The sequence below is a fragment of the Alteromonas naphthalenivorans genome, assembly GCF_000213655.1.
Taxonomy (GTDB): domain Bacteria; phylum Pseudomonadota; class Gammaproteobacteria; order Enterobacterales; family Alteromonadaceae; genus Alteromonas; species Alteromonas naphthalenivorans.
The window spans coordinates 540199-562481 of the sequence record NC_015554.1; the positions used below are offsets into that span (position 1 = coordinate 540199).

Below are 22283 nucleotides of genomic sequence, written 5' to 3' on the forward strand. Positions count from 1 at the left end.
CGAAGGAAGAATTCTCTATATATAAAGCAAAAATAGGATGGCACCATGACTGATATGATGCACCAAGATGTGGATCCTCAAGAAACTAAAGAGTGGATTGATGCTCTTGAATCTGTTTTGGAAGAGGAAGGTGTAGAACGCGCCCATTATCTACTCGAGAAACTTATTGATAAGGCTCGTCGTAGCGGAGCGCACTTACCGTACGACGCCACCACAGCGTACATCAATACAATTCCTTCAGCGCAAGAGCCAAAAATGCCTGGCGACCTAACGATTGAAGCACGCATTCGTGCCGCCATTCGTTGGAATGCATTGATGATTGTATTACGTGCTTCTAAGAAAGACTTAGAGCTTGGTGGTCACATTGGTAGTTTTGCGTCATCTGCCATGCTATATGATGTTGGTTTTAACCACTTCTTTAAAGCGCCGACAGAAAACGCTGGTGGCGACTTTATTTTTGCCCAAGGCCATATCTCTCCAGGTATTTATGCCCGTTCTTTCATTGAAGGTAACCTTTCTGAAGAACAGCTAAATAACTTCCGTCAAGAATGCGCTGGTGAAGGTCTATCTTCATACCCGCACCCTCATTTGATGAAAGATTACTGGCAGTTCCCAACAGTATCGATGGGCTTAGGTCCACTTCAAGCCATTTATACTGCACGTTTCCTTAAGTACCTTACTAACCGTGGTATCAAAGACTGTTCTGAACAGCGCGTATACTGCTACATGGGAGACGGCGAGTGTGATGAGCCAGAATCATTGGGTGCTATTGGTCTTGCTTCACGTGAAGGCCTAGATAACCTAACTTTCGTTATCAACTGTAACCTACAGCGCCTAGACGGCCCGGTTCGTGGTAACGGCAAAATTATCCAAGAACTTGAAGGCACATTCCGCGGCGCAGGCTGGGAAGTGGTTAAAGTTATTTGGGGCAGTTACTGGGATGAGCTTCTTGCCCGTGATAAATCAGGCAAACTTATTCAGTTAATGGGCGAAACCGTAGACGGTGAGTACCAGAACTGTAAAGCGAAGGGTGGTAAATACACTCGCGAAAACTTCTTCAACAAGTACCCAGAAACGGCTGCACTTGTAGCGAACATGTCTGACGATGACATCTGGCGCTTGAACCGTGGTGGACACGATCCAGTAAAAGTCTTTGCTGCTTATCAAAAAGCGAAAGAGACCAAAGGTCGTCCAACGGTTATTCTTGCTAAAACCGTTAAAGGCTTTGGTTTAGGTGCTTCTGGTGAAGCCTTAAACATTGCGCATAACGTGAAGAAGATGGACGTAGATTCACTTAAAGTATTCCGCGATCGTTTCAATATTCCAATTGCTGACGAAAAAATTGAAGAACTTCCATACTTCAAGTTCCCTGAAGACAGTGAAGAAATGAAGTACTTGCGCGAGCGTCGTGAGTCTTTAGGCGGTTACTTACCTTCTCGTAGAGAACAAGCTGACGAGCAACTTGAGGTACCTGAGCTAAAAGCATTTGATGCAATTTTAAAAGGCTCTGGCGATCGTTCAGTTTCCTCTACTATGACTTTCGTGCGTGTACTTAACGCATTATTGAAAGACAAGAAGATTGGTAAGCGTATTGTGCCAATTATTCCTGATGAAGCGCGTACATTCGGTATGGAAGGGCTGTTCCGCCAAGTGGGCATTTATGCTAACGAAGGCCAAAAGTACGTTCCACAAGATGCCGACCAAGTGGCTTACTATCGTGAAGATAAAAAAGGCCAGGTATTGCAGGAAGGTATTAACGAATTAGGTGCAATGGCATCATGGGTTGCGGCAGGTACGTCTTACTCAACCTGTAACGCCACGACTATTCCGTTCTACATTTACTACTCAATGTTTGGTTTCCAACGTGTTGGCGACTTGGCGTGGGCAGCTGGCGATAGCCAAGCAAGAGGCTTCTTGTTAGGTGCTACCGCAGGTAGAACCACATTGAACGGTGAAGGTCTACAGCACCAAGATGGTCATTCACATGTTCAAGCGAACCTTATCCCGAACTGTGTAACTTACGATCCAACTTACGGATACGAAGTGGCTGTTATTGTACAAGACGGTTTACGTCGCATGTATGGCAACAACGAAAACGTATTCTATTACCTAACATTGATGAACGAGAACTACCAACACCCAGCTATGCCTGAAGGTGATGACGTAGCTGATCAAATCATTAAAGGTATTTATAAGCTTGAACGAGTTGAAAACAAGAAGACCAAGACCAATGTACAGTTAATGGGCTCGGGTACTATCTTGAATGAAGTACGTAAAGCGGCACAAATTCTTTGTGACGATTACAACGTTTCTTCAGACGTTTACTCGGTAACCTCGTTCAACGAATTGGCTCGTGAAGGTCAAGAAGTGGCGCGCTGGAACATGTTAAATCCAGAAGCAGATCAGAAAACAGCTTACATCGGTCAAGTTATTACGAAAGATGCAGGTCCTGCTATTTCTGCAACTGATTACGTTAAAAACTACTCTGATCAGGTTCGCGCATTTATCGATACAGATTATCGCTGCCTAGGTACTGATGGTTTTGGTAGAAGTGACAGCCGAGAAAACTTGCGTACTCACTTTGAAGTTAACGCTGCATACATTGTAGTGGCTTCATTGTACGAGTTAGCGCAGCGCGGTGATTTCGATAAGAAAGATGTTGCTGAAGCGATTAAACGTTTTGATATTAACGTTGAAAAACTAAACCCACTTTACGCGTAGTCACAGGCAGATAAGGTATTTTACATATGTCAGATATTCAAAAGATTATCGTACCGGATGTAGGCGGTGACGAAGTTGAAGTTATCGAGCTATGTGTTGCCGTAGGCGACACCATTGATGCAGATGAAGGCGTTGTTACTGTAGAAAGTGACAAAGCCTCTATGGATATTCCTGCACCATTTGAAGGTGAAATCGTTAGCTTATCTGTTGCCGTTGGCGACAAGATTAAAGAAGGCGATGTTATCGGCGAAATGAAAAAAGCAGGTGGCGAAGAAGCCTCTTCTGAAGAGAAAGAAGAGCCAGCTGAAGCAGCGCCTGCACCAGAAGAGCCGAAAGAAGAACCTAAAGAAGAAAGTAAATCAGAAGCGGCACCAGCATCATCAGGTGGTGAAGTGATAGAAGTTGCGGTTCCTGATATTGGTGACGACGGCGAAGTAGATGTTATTGATGTATTGGTTTCTGTAGGCGATACCATCGAAAAAGAAGATGGGCTTATTACGCTAGAAACCGACAAAGCCACTATGGATGTGCCTTCTACTCACGCAGGTACTGTGAAAGAAGTATTCATCAGTACTGGCGATAAAGTAAAAGAAGGTACGCTAGTTATTAAACTAGAAACCGCTGGAAGTGGTGAAGCAGCTAGCAGTGATGCGCCTGCTCAGTCAAGTTCTGAAAAAGCGGCACCTTCGGCTGAATCATCTTCTGACGACGCGGCTTCATCTGCCCCGTCATCAGAATCTGCCGGTGGCGTAGTAGAAGTTGAAGTACCTGATATTGGCGAAGACGGTGAAGTAGACGTTATCGATGTATTAGTTTCTGTGGGCGACATCATTGAGAAAGAAGATGGTCTTATTACCCTTGAAACTGATAAAGCGACAATGGATGTGCCTTCTACCCATGCAGGTACAGTAAAAGAAGTCTTCATTAAGGCCGGTGACAAAGTTAAGCAAGGTACGCTAGTTATTAAGCTGGAAACTGCCGGAAGTGGCGGTTCAGCAAGTAGCGAAGCACCTGCACCGAAGAAAGCGGAATCTGCGCCTGAGAAGCCCAAAGCGGCTGACAAACCAGCAGCACAGAATAAGTCACCTGTTCCACCACAGGAATCACCTGAGCCTAAAGGCAATGGTAAAGCACATGCTTCACCTTCAGTGCGCCGCGTAGCAAGAGAGTTTGGTGTAGACCTTACCCTTGTTAATGGAACAGGCCCTAAGAATCGTATTCTTAAAGAAGACGTTCAGGCTTACGTGAAAGCTGAACTTGCTAAGCCGAAAGGCAGTGCTGCAAGTGCCGCTGCACCAGCAGGCGATAACGTACTTCAAATTGTGCCGGTTAAACCTGTTGATCACAGCAAGTTTGGCGAAGTTGAAGAAGTTAAGCTGTCGCGTATTCAAAAGATTTCTGGTCCGTTCTTACACCGTAACTGGGCGACTATCCCTCATGTAACACAGTTTGATGAGGCTGATATCACCGACGTAGAAGCGTTCCGTAAAGAACAAAATGCGTATCATGCGAAAATTAAGTCTGGCTTGAAGATCACGCCACTTGTTTTCATCATGAAAGCGGTCGCAAAAGCACTAGAGAAATACGAAGTATTTAACTCTTCGCTTTCTGATGATGGTGAAAGCTTGATTATCAAGAAGTTCATCAACATTGGTATTGCGGTAGAAACGCCAGGTGGCTTGGTAGTGCCGGTAATCAAAGACGTGAACAAGAAAGGTATTGAGCAGTTGTCTCAAGAGCTTATTGAAACGTCGAAGAAAGCACGCGACGGCAAGCTGAAGTCTTCAGATATGCAAGGCGGTACCTTCACCATTTCAAGTTTAGGCGGAATTGGCGGAACAGCGTTCACACCAATTGTGAATGCCCCTGAAGTTGCTATCTTAGGTGTGTCTAAGTCTGATATGAAACCGAAGTGGAATGGTAGCGAGTTTGAACCTCGTCTAATGGTTCCATTAAGTTTATCTTACGACCACCGTGTTATCGATGGCGCAGTAGGTGCAAGGTTCTCTGCTGAAGTGGCAGCAAACTTAACTGACTTGCGCAGAATTATACTTTAAATAAAAATACGAGAATGTTTGTTATATCATGAACATTCTCGATGATTTTATAAGCCCTTGGGGCAGTATTTAGGTTATGCTATTACGCACAAGGTGATAGCTAACAAAAAATAGGATTGAGGTTCACAATGAGCGAAATTAAAACGCAATTAGTGGTACTGGGCGGCGGCCCTGGCGGTTACTCTGCAGCATTCCGTGCTGCCGACTTAGGTATAGAAACCGTTATTGTTGATTCACGCGAAGTGTTAGGCGGCGTATGTCTTAACGTTGGCTGTATTCCTTCAAAAGCATTGCTTCATGTAGCGAAAGTGATGAAAGAAGCGAAGCACATGGCTAGCCACGGCGTAACGTTTGGCGAACCAGAAATCGACTTAGACAAAATTCGCGAATATAAAGACAGCGTTGTAAAACAGCTGACTAACGGTCTTGGCGGCATGTCTAAAATGCGTAAAACCAAGCACGTTAAAGGTTACGGTAAATTTACCGGTGCTAATACCCTTGAAGTAAAAAATGGTGACGACGTTACTACTATTACTTTTGAAAAAGCGATTATTGCTGCGGGTTCTGAGCCAGTAAGCTTGCCGTTTATTCCAGAAGACGATCGTATTATCGACTCAACTGGCGCTTTGGAAATGAAAGATATTCCAGAGAAAATGCTAGTACTTGGTGGCGGTATCATTGGCCTAGAAATGGGTACAGTATACGAAGCGCTAGGTTCAAAAATTGATGTTGTTGAATTTTTAGATCAGCTTATTCCAGCTGCTGATAAAGACATCATGAAAGTCTTTATGAAAGACTATAAAGAAAAATTCAACATCATGCTTGAAACCAAGGTTACTGCGGTTGAAGCAAAAGATGACGGCTTATACGTAACGTTTGAAGGTAAAAATGCACCTTCAGAACAAGTACGCTACGACAAAGTATTAGTGGCTGTTGGGCGTCGTCCAAACGGTAAAATGGTTGGCGCAGACACCGCTGGTGTTAACGTTGACGACCGTGGCTTTATTAACGTTGATAAGCAAATGCGTACTAACGTTGAGCATATCTTTGCTATCGGTGATTTAGTAGGCCAACCTATGCTTGCACATAAAGCGGTTCACGAAGGTCATGTTGCTGCTGAAGTTATTGCTGGGCAGAAACATTACTTCGACCCACGTGGTATTCCTTCAGTAGCGTACACTGAGCCGGAAGTTGCCTGGGTTGGTGTTACCGAGAAAGAAGCGAAAGAGCAAGGTTTAAGCTACGAAACAGCCGTATTCCCATGGGCTGCTTCAGGTCGTGCTATTGCCTCTGATGCGACTAACGGTATGACTAAAATGATTTTCGAAAAAGACACCGGTCGTGTACTTGGTGGCGCAATGGTAGGTACTAACGCGGGCGAAATGCTTGGCGAGATTGGTCTTGCTGTTGAAATGGGCGCAGATGCGGAAGATGTTGCTTTAACAATTCACGCTCACCCAACGTTAAACGAATCAATTGGTTTAGCGTCTGAAATCTTTGAAGGTAGCATTACCGATTTGCCTAACGCTAAGGCAAAGAAAAAGAAGTAAGTTAGCTAATTAGTTAACGCAGAAACCCGCCACAGGGCGGGTTTTTTTATTTTTGGTGCAGCTAACTTGGCGCAATCTACATGTAGCACCTATTATTAATGCAGGTTATTAGCAGTTAGATTTAAACGAGACAAAATGGTCCCGAGCAACATTCATACTATTGGAAAGAACACCTCTCATGCAGAAACTAAACACGCCGAATATGATATTGAGTTAATAGGTAATGTGCTCAGAGTAGACGGGCGAGGCGTGGTAAACGAAGAGATTTTGAAGCAATACCACGAGGACGTTAAAGATATTGTCATTAGTCTTAAAGGCCAAAAATGGGGCTTTTTAGGATTTGTTCAAGGTACTGGGATTTTAACACCGGCAGCAGAATCTACCTTAATAGACTCAATCAAACTTCGTAAAATATACGGTATGTCAGCCTGTGCTTTAGTGGTTGCCAACGCTGACATTCCAGCGCTGGTTCAGAGTCAGTTCGAGCGGGTGTACTTGGCAGCAGATATCGATTATTTCTTTTGTGTTGATGAAAAGGAAGGTTTAGCGTGGCTTGCCAGTAAAGAATGCAAGTACAAGTAAGCCTAAGCAGGTGAAAGCTGTCTATCAGAGGGGCGGTAATAGCAGCTTATCTTCAAGGCTTATTGCAAGCAGACCCCAACAAGGTTTATTTAAAAAACTACGCAATTACTTTCCCCTTTGGGTCATTCACAGCGTTATCTAAATTTAAAATGTCGGCCGTCTCGGCTGCGTCTATCTCTTCACCATGCTTAATATGCGATGGCGTAAAGTCGCTGCTGTCTATATTACGTTGAGCCAAGAAGCGCTTAACGGTTTCGGCGCAATAGGCTTTACGGCAGCACTGAGATAGCAGCATTTCGTGGCGCTCTACGCGCTCGTGAATGAACTTCACCACTAATTTACGTAACCACTGTAACCCTGCATCTAAGTCTTGGCGTTTGTGCCACATAACAGACATTGGCAGGCCTTTAATTTCAACAGGTGTTTCAAATACTGCGAGCTCACCAGAGAAGATTTCCTTCTCGACAACCAGTGACGGTGCAACACATATTAAGTTGCTTTCTTTTAGCAGCGGCGTAGCGTTGTAGAATTGATTGACCGACATGGCAATACGGCGTTTTAATCCCATGTTAGCCAAGACCTGATCGGTAGGGCCGGTGACATCACCCGTTACCGACACCAACAGGTGATCGGCAGCAATAAAGTCTTCTAGCGTGAGCTGGGCTTTCGCTAGCGGGTGATCGGGGCGCATCACTACTACCCAACTAGGATCTAACACGTGCTCGGTACGTATTACCGCATCAGGTTGAAGGTATTTAGAAAAGGTTAGTTCGGCCTCGGCGTCTTTTAATACCTTATCAGTGCCCAAATCGTAACTGGGGATCGCATGAATATTAATGCCTGGCGCTTCATTTTCAATAACCTTACGAAGCGGCCCCCATACCATAGCAACTATGCTGTCGGTGGCCGATATACGAAAGGTACGCTTGGCCGTAGCAGGGTCAAATTCCGCGGGGCTGACGGCAAATTCAAGTTGCACCAACGGGCCTTGAATTTGGCTCCACAGGTTTTTGGCATAAGAGGTGGGTTGAATACCACGGCCATCCTTTACGAATAACTCGTCTTTCCATGCAGTACGCATGCGAGAAAGGGCGTTCGATACAGCTGGTTGGGTCATCGACAATCTATCAGCAGCACGGGTAATCGCGCCTTCTGTCATGATGGCATCAAATATCATTAATAAATTTAAATCATGTGGACGCATCAGTCTCTCCGGTTATTCGTAAAATAGTTCTGTACCAGTATATTAGGCCGCGGTAAGGAAATACTCCGTAAACACGCGGTGAACCCATCGCTTTTTATCGCTTCAGCTCTTCTCTACACGGCGTGTCTAACTATTATCACAACACTTTTTCGCTTCAGACTGTGGTGCCAACTTTTATGTAACACCTTGAGCAAAATAGCCTAAATTTCATACTTCTCAATATATATCATTTTATGATGTGTTGCATACGAAAATATAATTATTTTTATTGTATTGCGATGTGCATAATGCACGCCTTCACACTTTTAGAGACGCTTGCAATGACGACTTTAACTCGATTTTTGGCAATTCTAAGCCTTACAGCACTTGTCGCCGCATGTGGTAGCGACGATACGGATCCTGGCCAGCAAATGCATGCGAATGCGGGCATTCCTGTAGATGTTGCGCCAGTGGTCTCGCAGCGTTTAACTGAGTGGGACAGTTTTACTGGCCGTTTAGAAGCGCCGCAAACGGTATCGCTTCGCCCACGTGTTTCAGGCTACATTGAATTTGTAGCGTTTGAAGAAGGCGAATATGTAGAGCAGGGCGAAACCTTATTCCTTATTGATAACCGCGCTTTTAAAGCAGAAGTTGAGCGTTTAACCGCGCAACTTGAAGAAGCAAAAAGCCGTTACGACTTATCTGTGCAAAGTTACGACAGAGTCGTAAAACTTCGTAAAACCCAAGCGGTTTCACAAGAGGTGCTAGATGAGCGTTTAGCGGGTAAGAATCAAGCTTTTGCTAGCATCAATCAAACGAAAGCGGCATTAGACGTTGCTCGTTTAAATCGCGGTTTTGCCCGTGTTGAAGCGCCAATCTCTGGCCGTGTGTCTCGGGCAAACATCACCGAAGGTAACTATGTAACGGCAGGACAGTCTGAGCTTACCAGCATCGTATCTACTCATCAGCTTTACGCTTACTTCGATATTGATGAGCAAACCTACCTAAATTACGTAAGTAGCGATGGTAAAGCAGATTCTGCGGTAAACGACCAAGCGGTGGCTATGCGTCTTGCCAATGAGCAAGACTATGGTCACTGGGGACAAATCGATTTTGTCGATAATCAAGTGAATGGCAATACGGGTACCCTTCGTGTTCGCGCGGTTTTCAACAACGAAAATGGCCGTTTAATGCCGGGTTTATTTACCCACTTGAAACTAGCGGGTGATACCAACGAGCAGGGCATTTTAATTAAAGAAAAAGCGATAGGTACCGACCTTAACAACAAATTTGTATTGGTGGTAAACACCGACAATAAAGTGGAATACCGCGCTGTTACCTTGGGTGACAAAGTAGGTAGCATGCGCATTATTCAAAGTGGCCTAGTAGCTGGCGACACCATTGTAGTTGATGGCCTTCAGCGCGTACGTCCAGGAGCTGTTGTTGCGCCAAACCAGGTTGATATGGGTGATAAAGAAGCACTAGCAAGCCTACAAAATTGGCAGGCACGTGTAGATAACGTAACAAATTTGGCTAACGTTGATGCGCTAACTGGTAGCGTTGCCGGTACTGGAATTAACTAATGAATTTTTCGCAATTTTTCATTCGCCGCCCTATCTTTGCAGGTGTACTAAGCCTGCTCATTTTCATTGGCGGCGCCATTGCTGTTTGGCAACTACCTATCACAGAATACCCAGAAGTGGTGCCACCTACGGTTGTGGTAACGGCTAACTATCCTGGCGCAAATCCTAAGGTGATAGCTGAAACTGTGGCTACGCCCCTAGAGCAAGAGATTAATGGCGTAGAAGATATGATTTATATGTCTTCGCAGGCCACATCTGATGGGCGTATGACCCTTACCATTACGTTTGCCATTGGTACCGACCCTGATGATGCCACTACGCTAGTACAAAACCGTGTTAACCGCGCCACTCCGCGATTGCCACAGGAAGTACAGCGCTTAGGTATTGTTACCGAAAAATCGTCACCAGATTTAACGATGGTGGTGCATTTAACGTCGCCTGATAAACGTTACGACATGCTTTATTTGTCTAACTATGCCGACCAGTTTGTGAAAGATGAACTCGCACGTGTTGAAGGGGTAGGGCAAGTTCGTTTATTTGGTGCTGGTGAATACAGCATGCGTGTATGGCTAGATCCAAACAAGTTGGCTTCACTTCAAATGAACCCTGGCGATGTGGTTACGGCTATTTCCGAGCAAAACCAACAAGCGGCGGCAGGAAGTCTAGGCGCACAGCCTACGGGCACCAGTGAGTTTCAGTTACTAATTAATGTACGCGGTCGTCTAGAAGACGAAAGTGAGTTTGAAAATATCATCGTTAAGACGGGGGATAATGGCCAAATTACCCGCTTGAAAGACGTAGCACGCATTGAGTTAGGTGCCGATTACTACACTTTGCGTTCTCTGTTAAACAATAACCCTGCGGCAGCATTACCTATATTTCAGGCACCAGGTTCTAACGCCATTCAAATTTCTGATGACGTGCGTGCGCGCATGGCCGAGCTAGAAAAAATGTTTCCAGAAGGGTTGGAGTACGACATCGTTTACGACCCCACGGTATTCGTGCGCGGCTCAATTGAAGCGGTGGTAAATACGTTATTTGAAGCTGTGTTACTGGTTGTTTTGGTTGTTGTACTGTTTTTACAAACCTGGCGCGCCTCTATTATTCCTTTAGTGGCCGTTCCTATTTCATTGGTTGGTACTTTTGCGTTTATGCAATTGATGGGCTTTTCGTTAAACGCGCTATCGTTGTTTGGCTTGGTACTGGCTATCGGGATTGTGGTTGATGATGCCATTGTGGTGGTGGAAAACGTAGAGCGGAATATTGCCGATGGCAAAGCGCCGTTCGATGCCACTGTGCAAGCCATGAAAGAAGTTACAGGCCCTATTATAGCCACCACCTTGGTACTGGCTGCGGTGTTTATCCCTACTGCTTTTATGAGTGGCTTAACGGGTCAATTTTATAAGCAGTTTGCGTTAACGATTACCATTTCTACCTTTATTTCGGCGATCAATTCACTAACCCTAAGCCCAGCGCTGTCGGCGTTATTATTAAAGCCTCATGGGCAATCGAAAGATTGGTTAAGCCGTGGTATGGATAAACTATTTGGCCGTTTTGTATTTACGCCATTTAATAAAATGTTCGATCGCGGAGCCAAAAAATACACAGGCGCTGTAGGTGGGCTTATTCGCAAAAGCGGTGTGGTAGTGGTGCTTTATGCCGGTTTATTAGGCCTAACCTATTTCCAGTTTGCTAACACGCCTACTGGCTATGTACCACCGCAAGATAAGCAGTACCTTATTGCATTTGCTCAACTTCCTAATGCATCGTCGCTAGATAGAACCGAGGAAGTGGTACGTGAAATGTCACGAATTGCGATGGAGCACCCTGGGGTTTCTGATGCAGTAGCGTTTCCAGGTTTGAATATTAATGGCTTCACCAATAGCCCAAGTTCCGGTGTGCTGTTTACGCCGCTAAAGCCTTTTAGTGAGCGCCAAAGTCCAGAGCTTTCAGCCGGTGCAATTGCGATGCAATTAAACCAGCAATTTGGTTCTATTAAAGGGGCGTATGTGGCTATATTCCCGCCACCACCGGTAATGGGGCTTGGCACCATTGGTGGGTTTAGGCTGCAAGTTCAAGACAGAGGAAATTTGGGTTTTGCTGAACTTGAAAAAGTAACTCAAGAGGTGATTGGCAAAGCGTGGGCGCACCCTGCATTAACCGGTAACTTCACTAGCTTTACGGTTAATGTACCTCAGTTAAATGTGGATGTAGATCGCGAGAAAGCCGTTAGCCAAGGGGTAAATATTGGCACCTTGTTTGACACCATGCAGGCGTATTTAGGCTCGGTGTATGTGAACGATTTCAACTTGTTCGGTAGAACCTATCAGGTGAATGTTCAGGCCGATGCACAGTACCGCCAAGACGTTGAAAACATCACTCAATTTAAGGTGCGAAACGATAAAGGGGATATGATCCCGCTAGGTTCATTCCTAGATATTCAGCACAGTGCAGAGCCAGACAGGGTGATGCATTACAACGGCTATGTCACCGCTGAAGTGAATGGCTCACCAGCGCCGGGCTACAGTTCAGATCAAGCCAAAGCCGCGATTGAGCAAATTCTTGATGAAACGCTTCCGCTAGGCATGACCTACGAGTGGACCGAGCTAACCTATCAGCAAATATTGGCAGGTAATGCGTCGGCCTTTATTTTCCCGTTAGTCGTACTGTTGGTGTTCTTAGTGTTGGCGGCACAGTATGAAAGCTTACGCTTACCACTGGCTATTATATTAATTGTTCCCATGACCTTGCTAAGCGCATTAATTGGTGTGGTGATTTATGGCGGCGACAACAACATATTTACCCAAATTGGCTTAATTGTGTTGGTGGGGCTTGCTACTAAAAATGCCATTCTGATTGTGGAATTTGCCAAAGAACTACAAGACAAGGGTATGGACGCACTATCAGCCATTAAAGAGGCCAGCAAGTTGCGTCTTCGCCCCATCCTGATGACATCGATTGCTTTCATTATGGGTGTGTTACCTATGGTGCTTTCCACTGGTGCGGGTGCAGAAATGCGTCAAGCCATGGGCGTAGCGGTATTCTCAGGCATGATAGGGGTTACCGTGTTCGGCTTAATTCTTACCCCTGTATTTTACTATTTGTTGAAACGTAATGGTTAACTCTCCCGTTTACCCAAGCGTTGCCTCCTCCTCGTACTTTGGAGGCACTTCAGGCCACTTAATTTAAGTGGCCTTTTTTTATGGTAGGCATAGGGGATGGGCCACAATGGCTCAACGCTACACCCCTTTATTTTGTGATAGCAGAATGTATTTGTACTGTATATTTATACATGATATAACGGCTTTGTAATCTAAAAACCACCTATAAATACACACTTCTATTTTCGTATTTTATTACCGAACCCGCTGATTTTGTGTATTTGCTTAGAGAAAGTGACAATTTGCAATGCATGACAAACTGATTCAAAAACTCGAAATTCTCTCAGATGCAGCCAAGTATGACGCTTCCTGTGCAAGCGGTTCGGCAGGTAAACGAAAGGCAGGTAAAACTGATAAAACTGGTATTGGTTCTCTTACTGGCGGAATGGGTATATGCCACAGTTTTACTCCTGATGGACGGTGTGTTTCTTTACTGAAGATACTCATGACAAACTACTGTATTTACGATTGTCACTATTGCATCAATAGAGTATCGAGTAGTGTTCAACGTGCCCGTTTCACGGTCAAAGAAACGGTTGAGCTAACACTGAATTTTTATAAGCGTAACTATATCGAAGGTTTATTTCTTAGTTCAGGCATTGTCGGTTCGCCAGACCTTACAATGGAAAGCATGGTGCGTATTGCCAAATCCTTACGTATCGATCACGGATTTAAGGGGTATATTCATCTTAAAACCATTCCCAATGCATCGCCTGAACTTCAGGCCGAAGCAGGTTTATACGCTGACAGGCTTAGTATTAATGTAGAAATGCCTACCCAGCCTTCATTAAATCAATACGCGCCCGAAAAAGATCTCGGCGCTATTCATAGCGCGATGAATACCCTGAAAGACAAAATTACTGAGCATAAAGTAGATAAAACGCATACAGGCAAACGTCCTCCTCGTTTTGCCCCTGGCGGGCAGTCCACTCAAATGATTATAGGAGCCGATGGCTCAAATGATAAAACCATCTTGGGAGCGAGTGTTCAACTTTATAGCCAACAAAAGCTGCGCCGAGTTTATTATTCTGCGTTCTCGCCAATACCTGATGCATCAGAAGTTTTGCCTTTGAAACCTGCGCCTTTGGTGCGAGAGCATCGTCTTTATCAAGCTGATTGGCTACTGCGTTTCTATGGATTTACGCTTGACGAAATCGTGCACGATGACATGCTTGATATGGACCACGATCCTAAACTTGCGTGGGCATTGCGCAATCGTCATGTGTTTCCCATTGATTTAAATAAAGCAGACAAACTCATGTTGTTAAGAGTGCCAGGTCTTGGTGCACGCACCGTACAAAAAATTCTGGCGATTCGTCGTTATACAAAGCTTAGCTGGATGGATCTCACGAAATTGCGTCTGCCATTACAAAAGCTGAAACCTTTCATTAGCGTAAGTGATTACTCACCTGCTATTCACTTACTCGATAGTAATAATTTTGAGTTGCAGTTCAAACAGCCGAAGCAGTTTGAGTTATTCGGCGCCTAACTGAAGTAGGATTAGCAGTAAGATCAAGATAAAAACAATTACAATCACTTCGGTGCCTGGGTACGATGAGTGGCGCATTGCAGCAAGAGAATGTTTGGCGCAAGCTATCCCCCCCGAAAATATTATTTGGCAAACTTCAGAGTCTATACAAGACGACCTGTTTGGCGGTGGGGAACACCTTATAGCAGCCAGTAAGCCAAAAGCGAAACACAGCATTCCCAAGTCAGTCTTAACGCTTATCAAATATGCGTTGTGTCACCAAGATGCTAGCCGCTTCGCATTGTGTTATCGGGTGTTATGGCGTGTTATTTTCGAAAACAAAAACCTTATTCAGTTAAAAACTGATGAAGATATCATGCAACTTATTACGTTAGCCAAAGCGGTAAAACGCGATGCATATAAAATAAGTGCTTTTTTGAGGTTTCGAGAAGTTAATCATGACGGACAAGAGCACTTTATCGCTTGGTATGAGCCGGAACATTTTAGCTTAGAGATTAAGCTCGACTTCTTCCAAACTCGTTTTAAAAATATGCGGTGGTCAATATTAACGCCTTATCGGGCTGCCCATTGGGATACTGAAAAGCTAGTTTTAGAAGATAACCCCGATCCGAGTGTGTTTCCTAATGACGACCGTATCGAAAAATATTGGCTCACTTATTACGCTAATATTTTTAATCCCGCCCGCATCAAAAAGAGCGCAATGTTGAGCTCAATGCCCAAAAAGTACTGGAAGAATATGCCCGAAACAGCTTTGATTGACGATATGATTCGAAATTCGGATGCGAGAGCGCGCAAAATGATAGTTGATGGGAATAAACGCTAATTCATTTCTCCAGCCTCTTTGCGGCCACAATTGGTCATTATGTATCGTTAAGTCTCAATCTTTTCAGCCATTTCAGTACCTAATATCGCCCCTTATAGAACTTACGCTAGTACTACCAACAATAAAAATGGAAACGAGAGCGATGAAAATAGGTGCAGCATTGGTAGTGGCAATAGGGATGGTGAGTGCGCTTGGCGTATTGGGTCAACAGGTGTCTTCGGCCTTAAACGAGATGCAAACGTGGGACAGGGTAGTTACCGTTAAAGGATTATCAGAACGAGAATACGTGGCTGATCGCGTGATTTGGCCTATTCAATTTGTTGATGCGGGCAATGATTTACCCGCGCTATACAACCACATTGAAGCTAACAGCATGAAAGTATCTACCTTCTTACAGAATAACGGTATTGCCAAAGAGGGAATTTCCATCGGTAAGCCAGACATTACCGACAAGCTAGCCCAGCAATATGGAGGAACAGAAAAAGCGCCGTTTCGTTATAGCGCAGTGCAAACCATTACCGTGTTTTCAAACGATGTAGAAAATGTGCGCTTAGTCATGAGCCAGATAGGTAGCTTATTAAAGTCTGGTGTTGTGCTAACCAATCAACACTATCAAGCACAGCCCGAGTATGTATTTACGCGTTTAAATGAAGTGAAGCCAGCAATGATTGAGGAAGCCACTGTTAACGCCAGAGAGGTTGCTGAAAAATTCGCGCAAGACTCAAAAAGTACCTTAGGGAAAATAAAGCGGGCTAATCAGGGACGGTTTTCTATCTCGAGTAGAGACCATCATCACCCCCATATTAAGCAGGTACGGGTAGTTTCGACTATTGACTATACACTGGTAGATTAATACTCATGTATTATTACAGAGTTGCTATTTTGGTGAGTTTGCCCAAAATATACTGGAGTAATGTAATAACTATCTTGGTTTACGTGGCCAGTAACAATATATTAGTGGCATTAAGAAGGTGTTTTTAATTTAACGCAACGCGTTTTAGCAAGCGCATACAGGTAAACATGACAGACCAAAAGCCACCAGCACAGCAACTGGAGTTCTTTGAAATTCCAAGCCCCTGTATTGGTGTTTGTGAGTCTGGACCGCGAGGGTATTGCAAAGGATGCTACCGCAGCCGAGAAGAGCGATTGTATTGGCTCAAGATTGACGACGGAACTCGCCGAAAAGTTATAGTGGCATGTCAGCGCCGTAAAAAAGCGGCCTTAAGCAGAGACCGTCGTCAAAACGAAGCAATACAAGAAGTCCGAGAGCCGAGTCAAATTTCTATGTTTGATACGCCTCCCGAGAAAATTGATAAAGCATAAGTGGTGTAGTTTTTTTCTTTATACACCGCTATGTAATAGTTAAAAGTGGAACCTTTGCATGTCTTTAGATAAATATGTGTCGTTTGCTACAAAGTCATTTACCTTGCCAGATATATGTATACGTATCCGCTCGGTATTAGATAACCCGCGTTCAAGTGCAAACGACCTTGGCGATTTGATCAGTTTAGATTCGTCATTAACAGCCAAGGTGCTGCGATTGGCAAATAGTTCACTGTTCCGATTTCCATCACAGGTAGAGTCTGTTTCAAAAGCCATTAACATTATTGGTGGTGAAGCATTGTATAATTTGGTAGTGGCAGAAACCGCAAACACCGCGTTTAAATACTTTGATACCAAGCTTATTGATCTTGATAAACATTGGTTCGATTCGGTGTATTGTGGAATGGTGGCGAAGCAATTGGCCAAGGCCAGTAATATTCGTGGTAGCGAGCGTTTCTTCGTGATGGGGATATTGCAAAATCTCAGTGAGTTGGTGATTGCTAAACGCTCGCCCGAGCTTTACAAAAACTACATTGAGCAAGATAACGATATGCTGCTAGGGGCAAGACAAATTCACCATTTTGGTTTTACCTTTTCTAACTGTAGCGGTACCATATTAGAAAGTTGGAAGCTTCCTCTTGTGCTCTATTATCCGGTTATGCACGCTAATGATATGTCTAGGCAGGCTGCAGATAGCGATATTGCGCTACTGGCATTGGCGTCAAGGGTCACTTCCATGCAGCAAAATAAAAAAACTGATGCTGACATTGAACTTTTTTTAGAAGACATAGCCAATAATAGTGGTGTGAATCTAGATGACGTGGCAAATGCCATAGAGTTCGCCGATAGAGAAACAGCAAAAATTTCTATGCTTATACATTGATTTACCGGCAGTGAGGTAAAACAATGGTAAGTAGCTTTGGGCTTTATGTGGCGCAAAGCAGCTTGATGGTTGTTGAATATGAATTTAGAAACCGTTCTACAAGCGCTCGATTGTACAACTAAGCGGTAAAAAACTAAGCGGTAAAAAACACATAGCTTACGTAATACCCACGGAAGGGCATAATAGGGTGTTAAATGGCTATGCCATAACAGCACCGAACCTATAAAAAATTACTAAAAATTATGCTTAATCTAACCAAATTATTTTGTGCAGCATGCTGTCTACTCAGTATAAGCACTGCCGTCTTTGCGGCAGATCGCGATTTAATTCAAACGCTTTATCACGCCGATTTTACGCCAGACACCGACGACGAAGTACCTAGATTTTCGCTGAACGGTGAGTTAGGTATTCTGTCAAATACTGGAAATACATCTGCAGCGAGCATCAAAGCGGGTATTAACGCCGATCATGAAACTGAAAATTGGAGCAGTCTGTACTTTGCAGAAATGCTTTATCAAGAAAGTAATACCGATGGCACTGGTCGCGAAGTATCGGCCAAACGCTTCTATGGCAGCGCTCAGTTCGATTACAAATTAAACCAGCCTGGTAGACGTTTATTCATGTACGGCGATTATGAAGATGATTCTTTTAGCGGGTATGATCATCGTGCTTCACTGGCTGCTGGTTGGTCACAGCGTGTGTGGCGAGACGAAGTCAGTGAGTTTCGTTACAGTGTTGGGCCTGGTTATTCTTTTGTCGAGCTTGAAGAGCCGTTAGATGAAGATATCAACGACGGTGTAATTGTAAGGGCATCTGCTGAATACAAATACCATTGGGCATCGGGTGCTAACCTTCGACAATTTGTTAGCACTGAAGCGGGTGATGAAAATACTAAATCTCGTTCTGAGACGTCTTTGTCAGCCAACGTTTTCGGCTCTTTAGCCATGAAGCTGTCGTTTATTTTAAATCACGAAACCGATACTACCGAAGATGTAGATGGGTTAAGTACAGAGACTTCGGTTGCTTTGGTTTATCAATTCTTCTAATAATCAGGCTCAAAGCTTATCAATAAGTGTAAATTTTGCGTCTTATAGTCTAATTTTTATTCGACCCTCATTGACTCGCTCTATTAGGTAGGTACTATTGGCGCAGATTTTTCAGGCTATGCTGGCTAGCGCTTACGCAGGGTATTTACAGCATGGCAAAGGATAAAACACTACTAGGATTGCTAATGAAAAAACAGCTTCTCGCTTCACTTTTGGCCTTGTCTTTCTCTTCTGTTACTTTTGCTCAAGACGATGTTAAACCTTTCACGATGGAAGGTGAGCTAGGTATTATCGCAACAACAGGTAACACTGAAACGTCATCAATCAGTGCTGGTATTACTGCTCACCAAGAATTGCAGCAGTGGAGCAACGACTACATTCTTGAAGGTCTTTACAAGAAAGAAACGGTAGAAAACGACGACGGTACTGAAGAAGAATACACATCGGCACAAAAGTTTTACGGTTCTGCACAGGGTAACTACAAGTTAGATAACCCTGATTATCGTTTGTTTGGTTTCGCATCGTATGAAGATGACCGTTTAAGTAACTTCGACTATCAATCAACACTTGCTGTGGGTTGGAACCAAAAAGTACTTGAAAATAAACGTCACACTTTAGAGTACTCAATCGGTCCTGGTTACTCGTTTGCTGAAACACAAGAAGGCGAAGAGCAGAACAGTATGATTGTTCGTGCTTCAAGTGCTTACTCTTGGAAAATTTCAGACACAGCTAAATTTACTCAAACAGTGAGTACGGAAGTGGGTTCTGATAACACGAAATCTCGTGCTGAGTCGGCGCTTACGGCTACTATTAGCGGTAACCTTTCTATGAAGCTGTCGTTTAAGTTAGACCATAACTCAAACGTATCTGACGACGTTGAAAAGCTTGATACTGAAACTGCAGTAACACTAGTTTACAACTTCTTCTAAAACCGTATTAACGGTTGTAGAAACAAAAAACGCTGTCAATTGGCAGCGTTTTTTTATGTCTTCAAAAGAGTATGACGGTAACTAACGACCGCCACCCCTAGCATTAGTGAAGAATACGGGTCTTAATCGTACCGTCAATCTGTTGTAGTTGTGCAAGCGCGTCATAAGCTCTGTCTTGCTGAACATCTACCACTACATAACCAATTTCTGCGTTAGTTTGAAGGTACTGGGCTTCAATGTTAATGCCTTTCTCTGCAAATGCTTGGTTAATCTGTGTAAGAATACCCGGCTGGTTTTTGTGCACGTGAAGCAGACGAGAGCGGCTAATGTGCTCTGGTAATGATACTTCAGGGAAGTTAACTGCAGATAAGGTAGAACCATTATCACTGTACTTCGCCAATTTACCGGCTACTTCTATGCCAATGTTTTCTTGGGCTTCTTGAGTGCTACCACCTACATGCGGCGTAAGAATCACGTTATCAAACTTACGTAGAGGTGATTGGAATTCTTCGTTATTCGACTTAGGCTCAACGGGGAATACGTCAATAGCAGCGCCATTTAACTGCCCGCTTTCAAGTGCATCGGCAAGAGCGTCAATATCTACAACCGTTCCGCGTGAAGCATTAATAAAAATGCTGCCTTTTTTCATTTGCGCAAATTGCTCAGCTGCAAACATGTTTTGCGTTTGCTGAGTTTCAGGCACGTGAAGCGATACCACATCAGAAGTGTTTAATAGCTTCTCTAACGACTTTATCTGCGTAGAGTTACCTAATACCAACTTATCTTCAATATCGAAAAACTGTACACGCATACCAAGGTGTTCAGCAAGAATACTTAGTTGAGTACCAATGTGTCCATAACCAATAATACCCAGTGTTTTTCCACGGGCTTCGTATGAACCATTTGCTGTTTTTTCCCACTCACCGCGGTGCGCTTTAGCACTTTTGCTAGGCACTTGGCGAAGCAAAAGAATAAGCTGACCAAGCACAAGCTCTGCTACTGAACGAGTATTAGAAAATGGGGCATTAAATACCGGAATACCACGGCGCTGTGTTGCTTCTAAATTAACTTGGTTAGTACCAATACAGAAACAACCAATAGCTACCAATTTCTGAGCGGCGTCTACCACCTTCTCAGTAATTTGAGTGCGCGAACGAAGGCCAATAAAATGTGCATCTTTCACTTTCTCAACAAGCTCTTCTTCAGGAAGGGACGTTTTGAGATACTCAATATTGGTGTATCCATTATTCTTAAAGGTTTCTAGTGCACTTTGATGCACACCCTCTAACAACAATATCCGGATCTTATCCTTCTCTAGTGAAACTTTGCTCATGGATTTGCTATCTCTTAAAAAGTATTAGTATTTACAGAGCTCGAGGCTGGTGCAGGCGGGGTAGGTAAGACTGGAGCAAACCCTCCGCCGCATGGATGCGGCGGCGGAGCTCCCATGGATGGGTTCACAGCGTGTTTGCGGAAGTCTTACCTACCCCGACTAGTACTAACCTCAAACTCTCGAAAGGCCATCTAGACGTCTAAACGGAAATCTAACAGAAATCAGTTTAACTTGAAAGCTATTATTTAAAGGTATCAACACCGGTTTCGGTGGCCGATAGTACGATGTCTGCGCCACGTAGGGCGAATATGCCGTTGGTGACCACACCAGGAATATTATTAATCGACTGTTCAAGCTCTCTTGGGTTTAAGATTTCAAGGTTATGTACGTCTAAAATAACGTTGCCGTTATCGGTTACTACGCCTTGACGGTATTCAGGATCGCCGCCTAGTTTTACCAACTCGCGAGCCACAAAAGATCGCGCCATTGGAATAACTTCAACAGGAAGAGGGAATTTGCCAAGCACGGGAACGCGCTTGCTATCATCTACAATACACACGAATGTAGTTGATGCACCCGCCACAATTTTTTCCCGGGTAAGGGCTGCACCGCCGCCTTTAATCATGTGTTTGTGTTCGGTAACTTCATCAGCACCGTCGATATACACTGAAATATTGCTAACATCGTTTAGTGCGAATACTTCAATGCCTAGGGCTTCTAGCAACTTGGTAGAGGCATCAGAACTGGATACTGCCCCTTCAATGTTATTTTTAATTTTGCCGAGTTCTTCAATGAAAAAATTAACCGTGGAGCCAGTACCTACACCAACAATACTGCCGTTTTCAACATATTCGATGGCTGCTTTCGCTACTGCTTGCTTCTTTGCATTCTGATCCATAGTGACTCTCCTAACTAAATTTTCATCAGTTTACCGGAAAACCGCTAGCTAACCCACCGTGATAGGGGAATTTACGGTGCGTTATGTACGATTAAAGCTCAACTGCTGTGTTGGGGTGACAATAGCGTTTACAGGAATGTCCCAATGCTGAACCGGAAGTTGGTCTACTTGCTGGCAATCGTGGGCAATACCTATGAGCTTTGGCTTTATGATTTGTGCTTGAATGCTAGCTAACGTGCGGTCGTAATAGCCACCGCCCATGCCCAAACGATTTCCACTCGCATCAAACCCTACCAATGGCATAAGTATCACCTGATGATGGAAGGTCGGAATTACATCTGAGCAGGCTAGTATTGGCTCTTCAATGTTGTATTTGTTCACGCGCATTGGCGTTTTTTCTGTATACCGAAGAAAAAGCAGGTGGCCTTTGCAAACTGGATGCAACACAGGCAAAGAAGTATGAAGGGCAGATGCGTTGTTCAGCTTCCAGCATGCGTGCATAAAGGGGCGTAAGTCTACTTCACCGTCGTTAGGCAGGTAACAAGCAATAGATGATGCGTTGGTAATATCGGGTAATGACAAGAGGTTGTCGCGTACTGCGAAAGCAGCGTGCTGCTGCTCAGATTCAGGTAATTCATTGCGCAATGCTCTTAATGCCTTTCGCAGTGTTACTCGTGATGTTTTTTTTGACATAATTTGTGACGTGTTCCGTTTCATACAGC

At 44.1% G+C, this 22283-nt stretch carries 17 protein-coding genes; 13 read left to right on the forward strand and 4 right to left on the reverse strand.

Translation table 11 applies throughout. From position 1 onward, the window contains the following. Positions 1 to 45 precede the first annotated feature (45 nt). The 4 genes from aceE (at position 46) to AMBT_RS22800 (ending at position 6910) form a co-directional block, all read left to right on the forward strand. Positions 46 to 2721: a pyruvate dehydrogenase (acetyl-transferring), homodimeric type gene (aceE, locus tag AMBT_RS02295; protein ID WP_013782959.1), complete on the forward strand. Its 2676-nt coding sequence runs from the start codon at positions 46 to 48 to the stop codon at positions 2719 to 2721. 26 nt (positions 2722 to 2747) lie between these two features. After that, positions 2748 to 4778 (forward strand): pyruvate dehydrogenase complex dihydrolipoyllysine-residue acetyltransferase, encoded by a 2031-nt coding sequence (gene aceF, locus AMBT_RS02300; RefSeq protein WP_013782960.1) that lies wholly within the window; start codon positions 2748 to 2750, stop codon positions 4776 to 4778. A gap of 128 nt (positions 4779 to 4906) precedes the next feature. Further along, entirely contained in the window at positions 4907 to 6328 is a 1422-nt protein-coding gene (gene lpdA / locus AMBT_RS02305) for a dihydrolipoyl dehydrogenase (protein WP_013782961.1), read from the forward strand. A gap of 135 nt (positions 6329 to 6463) precedes the next feature. Beyond that, positions 6464 to 6910: a hypothetical protein gene (locus AMBT_RS22800; RefSeq protein WP_013782962.1), complete on the forward strand. Its 447-nt coding sequence runs from the start codon at positions 6464 to 6466 to the stop codon at positions 6908 to 6910. Positions 6911 to 7007: 97 nt separating this feature from the next. Here AMBT_RS22800 and AMBT_RS02315 read toward each other — a convergent pair whose 3' ends face one another. Then, a complete protein-coding gene (locus tag AMBT_RS02315; protein ID WP_013782963.1) occupies positions 7008 to 8114 on the reverse strand; it encodes a LysR family transcriptional regulator in 1107 nt (368 codons plus the stop codon). Positions 8115 to 8434: 320 nt separating this feature from the next. On the opposite strand from AMBT_RS02315, the gene AMBT_RS02320 reads away from it, so the two are divergent. The 9 genes from AMBT_RS02320 to AMBT_RS02360 all read left to right on the forward strand — a co-directional run bounded on the left by AMBT_RS02320 (position 8435) and on the right by AMBT_RS02360 (position 19330). Beyond that, the gene (locus AMBT_RS02320; protein WP_041452471.1) at positions 8435 to 9676 is read left to right on the forward strand and encodes an efflux RND transporter periplasmic adaptor subunit; all 1242 of its coding nucleotides are present in this window, start codon (positions 8435 to 8437) and stop codon (positions 9674 to 9676) included. Continuing rightward, positions 9676 to 12798 carry an efflux RND transporter permease subunit gene (locus tag AMBT_RS02325; protein ID WP_013782965.1) on the forward strand — a complete coding sequence of 1041 codons (3123 nt, stop codon included), beginning with the start codon at positions 9676 to 9678 and terminating at the stop codon, positions 12796 to 12798. Before AMBT_RS02320 ends, AMBT_RS02325 begins: the two co-directional genes overlap by 1 nt. A gap of 286 nt (positions 12799 to 13084) precedes the next feature. Further along, positions 13085 to 14326 carry a putative DNA modification/repair radical SAM protein gene (locus AMBT_RS02330; RefSeq protein WP_013782966.1) on the forward strand — a complete coding sequence of 414 codons (1242 nt, stop codon included), beginning with the start codon at positions 13085 to 13087 and terminating at the stop codon, positions 14324 to 14326. Between the two features lie 28 nt (positions 14327 to 14354). Then, positions 14355 to 15149, forward strand: a complete 795-nt coding sequence (locus AMBT_RS02335; protein ID WP_041452472.1) for a TIGR03915 family putative DNA repair protein — start codon at positions 14355 to 14357, stop codon at positions 15147 to 15149. Between the two features lie 142 nt (positions 15150 to 15291). Further along, on the forward strand, positions 15292 to 16002 hold the full coding sequence (locus AMBT_RS02340) for an SIMPL domain-containing protein (protein ID WP_013782968.1): 711 nt from the start codon (positions 15292 to 15294) through the stop codon (positions 16000 to 16002). Between the two features lie 167 nt (positions 16003 to 16169). After that, positions 16170 to 16472, forward strand: coding sequence for a DUF1289 domain-containing protein (locus AMBT_RS02345; RefSeq protein WP_013782969.1), 303 nt, complete (start codon positions 16170 to 16172; stop codon positions 16470 to 16472). Between the two features lie 58 nt (positions 16473 to 16530). Then, positions 16531 to 17355 (forward strand): HDOD domain-containing protein, encoded by an 825-nt coding sequence (locus AMBT_RS02350; RefSeq protein WP_013782970.1) that lies wholly within the window; start codon positions 16531 to 16533, stop codon positions 17353 to 17355. Positions 17356 to 17597: 242 nt separating this feature from the next. Beyond that, a complete protein-coding gene (locus AMBT_RS02355; RefSeq protein WP_013782971.1) occupies positions 17598 to 18401 on the forward strand; it encodes a DUF481 domain-containing protein in 804 nt (267 codons plus the stop codon). A 185-nt stretch (positions 18402 to 18586) separates the two neighbouring features. After that, the gene (locus AMBT_RS02360) at positions 18587 to 19330 is read left to right on the forward strand and encodes a DUF481 domain-containing protein (RefSeq protein WP_041452474.1); all 744 of its coding nucleotides are present in this window, start codon (positions 18587 to 18589) and stop codon (positions 19328 to 19330) included. 103 nt (positions 19331 to 19433) lie between these two features. On the opposite strand, the gene serA is transcribed toward AMBT_RS02360, so the two are convergent. The 3 genes from serA to AMBT_RS02375 all read right to left on the reverse strand — a co-directional run bounded on the left by serA (position 19434) and on the right by AMBT_RS02375 (position 22254). Continuing rightward, positions 19434 to 20663, reverse strand: a complete 1230-nt coding sequence (gene serA, locus AMBT_RS02365) for a phosphoglycerate dehydrogenase (RefSeq protein ID WP_013782973.1) — start codon at positions 20661 to 20663, stop codon at positions 19434 to 19436. 241 nt (positions 20664 to 20904) lie between these two features. Beyond that, positions 20905 to 21561: a ribose-5-phosphate isomerase RpiA gene (rpiA, locus tag AMBT_RS02370; RefSeq protein ID WP_013782974.1), complete on the reverse strand. Its 657-nt coding sequence runs from the start codon at positions 21559 to 21561 to the stop codon at positions 20905 to 20907. An 81-nt stretch (positions 21562 to 21642) separates the two neighbouring features. Beyond that, on the reverse strand, positions 21643 to 22254 hold the full coding sequence (locus tag AMBT_RS02375; protein ID WP_232363177.1) for a 5-formyltetrahydrofolate cyclo-ligase: 612 nt from the start codon (positions 22252 to 22254) through the stop codon (positions 21643 to 21645). Positions 22255 to 22283 lie beyond the last annotated feature (29 nt).

Bases quoted from the DNA above. Each gene is read 5' to 3' on its own strand.
- AMBT_RS02325 (WP_013782965.1), top strand. From the start codon at position 9,676: ATGAATTTTTCGCAATTTTTCATTCGCCGCCCTATCTTTGCAGGTGTA.
- rpiA (WP_013782974.1), bottom strand. From the start codon at position 21,561: ATGGATCAGAATGCAAAGAAGCAAGCAGTAGCGAAAGCAGCCATCGAA.
- AMBT_RS02315 (WP_013782963.1), bottom strand. From the start codon at position 8,114: ATGCGTCCACATGATTTAAATTTATTAATGATATTTGATGCCATCATG.
- AMBT_RS02340 (WP_013782968.1), top strand. From the start codon at position 15,292: ATGAAAATAGGTGCAGCATTGGTAGTGGCAATAGGGATGGTGAGTGCG.
- lpdA (WP_013782961.1), top strand. From the start codon at position 4,907: ATGAGCGAAATTAAAACGCAATTAGTGGTACTGGGCGGCGGCCCTGGC.
- AMBT_RS02320 (WP_041452471.1), top strand. From the start codon at position 8,435: ATGACGACTTTAACTCGATTTTTGGCAATTCTAAGCCTTACAGCACTT.
- AMBT_RS02360 (WP_041452474.1), top strand. From the start codon at position 18,587: ATGAAAAAACAGCTTCTCGCTTCACTTTTGGCCTTGTCTTTCTCTTCT.
- aceE (WP_013782959.1), top strand. From the start codon at position 46: ATGACTGATATGATGCACCAAGATGTGGATCCTCAAGAAACTAAAGAG.
- AMBT_RS02375 (WP_232363177.1), bottom strand. From the start codon at position 22,254: ATGTCAAAAAAAACATCACGAGTAACACTGCGAAAGGCATTAAGAGCA.
- AMBT_RS02350 (WP_013782970.1), top strand. From the start codon at position 16,531: ATGTCTTTAGATAAATATGTGTCGTTTGCTACAAAGTCATTTACCTTG.
- AMBT_RS02345 (WP_013782969.1), top strand. From the start codon at position 16,170: ATGACAGACCAAAAGCCACCAGCACAGCAACTGGAGTTCTTTGAAATT.
- AMBT_RS02355 (WP_013782971.1), top strand. From the start codon at position 17,598: ATGCTTAATCTAACCAAATTATTTTGTGCAGCATGCTGTCTACTCAGT.
- aceF (WP_013782960.1), top strand. From the start codon at position 2,748: ATGTCAGATATTCAAAAGATTATCGTACCGGATGTAGGCGGTGACGAA.
- serA (WP_013782973.1), bottom strand. From the start codon at position 20,663: ATGAGCAAAGTTTCACTAGAGAAGGATAAGATCCGGATATTGTTGTTA.
- AMBT_RS02330 (WP_013782966.1), top strand. From the start codon at position 13,085: ATGCATGACAAACTGATTCAAAAACTCGAAATTCTCTCAGATGCAGCC.
- AMBT_RS22800 (WP_013782962.1), top strand. From the start codon at position 6,464: ATGGTCCCGAGCAACATTCATACTATTGGAAAGAACACCTCTCATGCA.